Source organism: Nitrosomonas halophila (assembly GCF_900107165.1).
Classification (GTDB): domain Bacteria; phylum Pseudomonadota; class Gammaproteobacteria; order Burkholderiales; family Nitrosomonadaceae; genus Nitrosomonas; species Nitrosomonas halophila.
The window spans coordinates 1-3,709 of the sequence record NZ_FNOY01000118.1; the positions used below are offsets into that span (position 1 = coordinate 1).

The following is a 3,709-nucleotide window of genomic DNA, read 5'->3' on the forward strand; positions in this document are numbered from 1 at the left end:
AACCTGGAGAGGCTGCATACGGCGAATGGTGATCAGTCACCAATTAACTATGAAAATTCTCTAAAAAAAGTGTCCGGTTGGACTTGACCAGAACACGGGCGGCAATGCTGACAAACGTTGCCAGTCCACACCCGCTATCAGCCATTCCCACTGTGATGGCGTCAATTCAAAGCATTGATCTCCCCATTTCGGCCATTTGAAGCGGCCCTGATGCAAGCGGCGATGACATAGCCATACGCCAGTGCCATCCCACAGTAATACCTTGATTCGATTACAGGCACGATTGCAAAATACAAAAGCCGAGCCCGCACAAGGAGAGTGACCCAGTGTCTGCTGTACCAGCAGCGATAAACCATCAATGCCCCGGCGCATATCCACCGGCTCAACCACCATCCAGATTTGCCCAGTATGGGTAATCAATTGAGACATTTCAACAATTCTCCCAGCCATTGCGGCGATATCTCTGCCGGTAGTTCCAATACGTGCTGCCCCGAACAACAGAGCTTCAAGGAACCTGCCCCCGATACGCGGGCTTTGATCGTCACCGGTATCAGCGAAGCCGGTTGATGGCGCTTGTGCGTATTCCGGTAAGTCCGCATCCAGTTGCCAAATGTCTTGGCATTCAATCCATTCTCACGGCAATATGCCGCTTGTGACAAACCACTGGCCTGCCACGCTTTGATATGAAATACCCGTTGTTCCGGTGATGTCATCAGTTATCCTCCTGGAAATAGCTGAAGATAACTGAAATGATTTTTGATTTTTAGATGGTGGGGATGGACGCTTACCGTACTTCAATCCCATTTTACGGTATATTCCTTGTAAGCGGGCTTAGGTGAATCAATAACGTTATTTCTCGATTTTTAATTTCTAGTGCATTTGCGCACATCAAATGATCCCTGGGAGGGACCAAGACACAAGTTCACTTTTATAAGGTGTGAAATCTAGTCAGGATTGGGTCTAAAATCTGTTCCCCTGAAATTTATTTCAGAATGGGCATTGGGGATAGTATCAATTCCCTGATGGCGCATGTGCCTGGAATTTGAAGCAATGATTATTGGCTTATTTTTGAAGGAGAAAAGAGCAAAATATCCTCATTGATTGGCCAGATTAGGCTCTTCTAGCCCAGATATTCGGAAAAAATATTGCATCCTGTTTCTGAATGGTTTGTTTTGTCGTTTTGGAACCACTTTTTCAGGATCGACTAAGTATATTGGGCAGAGTAAAACAGTGTGAAGAGTTATAGCAAGCCGTTGCGGACTTTTACCTAAATAAGTGGGTTGATCCTTTTTATTTTTGATAAGTTTAGCTTTGCAAGAAAGCTTCAACCTGGCTAGGATTTACTGATAATACATAGTTGAAAATTCCAGCGCGTTGATGATCATTTTCTGAAGTTGCGTATGTGTTTGCTAATTCCTGAAGCTTGCTAGGCGTGATTTGCAACAAATCTTGAGATATTTCTATGTTAAATGCTTTGATACGAGTGTCGGGTCCCACTTGTTTTGCAGCATTCAAAAGTAGCTTAGATTTTTCAGATGCAGCTTTAATTCTCATTATTTCCATCATTAATTTCTCTGAATTATTAGCAGATACCAGTATGTCATCCATATATATGCTTACTGCGTATTCGTTCTGTTGCTTTAGACTAGTTAGGTGCCGACCCAGTGCGCTCTTGCTTAGACATATTGACGCAATAATTGGAGATTGAACAAAACCAAAAGGCAGAATATATTTGACCTCTGTTGATTCAGGCAAGCGTACCGTCGACTCAACAGCAATCTCTCTAGCTTTTTCATAAGAAACGTACTCTTTCAAGCTCCGAGTAACCCTGCTTCGATTTATCTGCCCAAAAAAGTTTTTGATATCCAGATGAATAAAAAACTTATGTTTTTTATGCTCATGTAGTGCTCGAACATGTCCACCCTTTATCAGATGAAAATAGTATTTAGGAAAAGACCAATGTTTTTCTATAAGCTTTTTTATCTGGAGGCCATTGTCAATTGTTTCTTTTGTAGGAATAAAGACCCACGCACCCTTTTTAATTTGGAACTTGGAATTCCATCTTTCATGCGGACGCATAGCGAGGTAAGTAAGAATGATAGTTAAATGCCATGCTCAGAAGTTCCGTTATATTTTTCACTAATTCTGATTGAGCAATTAGAATCAGCAAATTCAGAATCTTCTGAACTAAGCGATAATTATTTTTTTTCATAATTATTTCCTTATCAAAATATCCGGCGAACTTAGCGCCGCGCGCATGGCTATAAAACCAACAAGTAAGCGTAATGATAGTATTATTCAAGTACGTCTCAAGTAAATCACATAGTGACACTGATAAGGGTAAGCAGACATTGCTGCCTGCCTATCGCCGGATAGTCAAAATTGTATATCTGATCAGTTTTTTTGTATAGTAATAGTCTCTTCCAATATGAAATGAGCGTAGTAATCGGCCTTCGGCGCGCAATGCGTTTGAAAGAAACACGAAGCGGCAAGATATGCGGTAAAGTGGAATGCCGCGACGGCGAAGACCCGAGCATCCACTGTAGCGCCCCTGCCAGTAAATGAACGTGTTTATATATCATCTTGCTAAGCGCACTGAAAAGCTTGTCGTGCAACTAGTTCTAGTTCCTTGAACAACTTAAAAAATCATGTAACTAATCAAGTGGATACATTGTGTTTTTGAGAGTCTAAAAGCTTGCATATTCCCACCGAGAAATAAGTCTGAGCAAATAAATTCTAAACTGGCCATTTATGCAATACGTGATGATCGAAATGGATAAAGCAAGGCCACAAGCGGTAGCACCAGATTTCTGGAAAGGATGCGCGATGTTGAAATAACAGCATCACCCATAAAAATTGGGCGATTCACCAATGCAATGAGAAGCCAGCTATTGGACCGATCATCCTGAAGAGCCTGATTTTGATATTTCAACAAGCGAGAATTTGGCCTATATAGCTGCAGGACAATCTGGTTTGGTTGTAGAAGCTGGAAAGCCCGTGCTTCAATTATTTCCCTTTATTTGAAGATTTTTCTTATCGTATACCTAGCACCTTGAATTATTGGCGAATCAAATATTGGATTGACGATTGCTTCTGTGTCAGAAGTAAAAGTCACATGCAGAGTATGCTTAGTATCAAAGGAAGGAATTATCGGAGCATAATCCAATGCCTCTAATAGAAACTCTCTCGTCTTTCCTCGTCCCATAAAGGTAGCTGCAAGAGGATTGCCGTGGACCTGTAAATATGAGAAGTTAACTAAAACCATTGCATTACCATCGTAATGCAATGAAAAGAATTTATCGCTATTTACTTCGGGTTCTAAATATTCATAACCGACAAGTTGCCAGATTCCATCGATAAATTTCAAATCTTCCGCATCATCAGCAAATGTTACTGATGATAAAGTAATTAATAACAAGAATACTATTTGTCTCGTACATTTATTTAGCATATTAAAATCCTCTACTACGTGACCCTTGTTTGGAAACAATAGCGTTACCTGAATACTTTAGAGCTTACTCAGAAATCCAGCGCCCACTTCTGCGCAGCCAGGTAAAAATTCCGCTTTGAGGTCAATTGACAGGAATGGGTAAACGGAATTTTTCCGGGCATGTAGTTTTTTGTCGCCCATATTGCCATTTTGGCAATAAATTTCTTCAGGCGAATAAAAACCCGCACCAGTACAAGCAGGTTCATGACCAGGAAGATG

General features: G+C 41.1%; 5 protein-coding genes. All 5 read right to left on the bottom strand.

The annotated features are described in order from the left end of the window. Window positions 1–60 precede the first annotated feature (60 nt). Window positions 61–429, bottom strand: a complete 369-nt coding sequence (gene tnpB, locus BLV85_RS14330; protein WP_090415900.1) for an IS66 family insertion sequence element accessory protein TnpB — start codon at window positions 427–429, stop codon at window positions 61–63. Then, the gene (tnpA, locus tag BLV85_RS14335; RefSeq protein WP_090415901.1) at window positions 417–713 is read right to left on the bottom strand and encodes an IS66 family insertion sequence element accessory protein TnpA; all 297 of its coding nucleotides are present in this window, start codon (window positions 711–713) and stop codon (window positions 417–419) included. The genes tnpB and tnpA overlap by 13 nt, the downstream gene beginning before the upstream one ends. Before the next feature lie 592 nt (window positions 714–1,305). Further along, on the bottom strand, window positions 1,306–2,079 hold the full coding sequence (locus tag BLV85_RS14340; protein ID WP_090415902.1) for a reverse transcriptase domain-containing protein: 774 nt from the start codon (window positions 2,077–2,079) through the stop codon (window positions 1,306–1,308). A 937-nt stretch (window positions 2,080–3,016) separates the two neighbouring features. Next, window positions 3,017–3,451, bottom strand: coding sequence for a hypothetical protein (locus tag BLV85_RS14355; RefSeq protein ID WP_090415905.1), 435 nt, complete (start codon window positions 3,449–3,451; stop codon window positions 3,017–3,019). Between the two features lie 57 nt (window positions 3,452–3,508). Continuing rightward, the coding region (locus BLV85_RS15545; RefSeq protein ID WP_218132862.1) for a hypothetical protein at window positions 3,509–3,709 on the bottom strand (201 nt) is incomplete at its 5' end.

Excerpts from the sequence above, each read along its gene's own strand:
- tnpB (WP_090415900.1), bottom strand. The coding sequence starts at position 429 with ATGTCTCAATTGATTACCCATACTGGGCAAATCTGGATGGTGGTTGAG.
- BLV85_RS14355 (WP_090415905.1), bottom strand. The coding sequence starts at position 3,451 with ATGCTAAATAAATGTACGAGACAAATAGTATTCTTGTTATTAATTACT.
- tnpA (WP_090415901.1), bottom strand. The coding sequence starts at position 713 with ATGACATCACCGGAACAACGGGTATTTCATATCAAAGCGTGGCAGGCC.
- BLV85_RS14340 (WP_090415902.1), bottom strand. The coding sequence starts at position 2,079 with ATGCGTCCGCATGAAAGATGGAATTCCAAGTTCCAAATTAAAAAGGGT.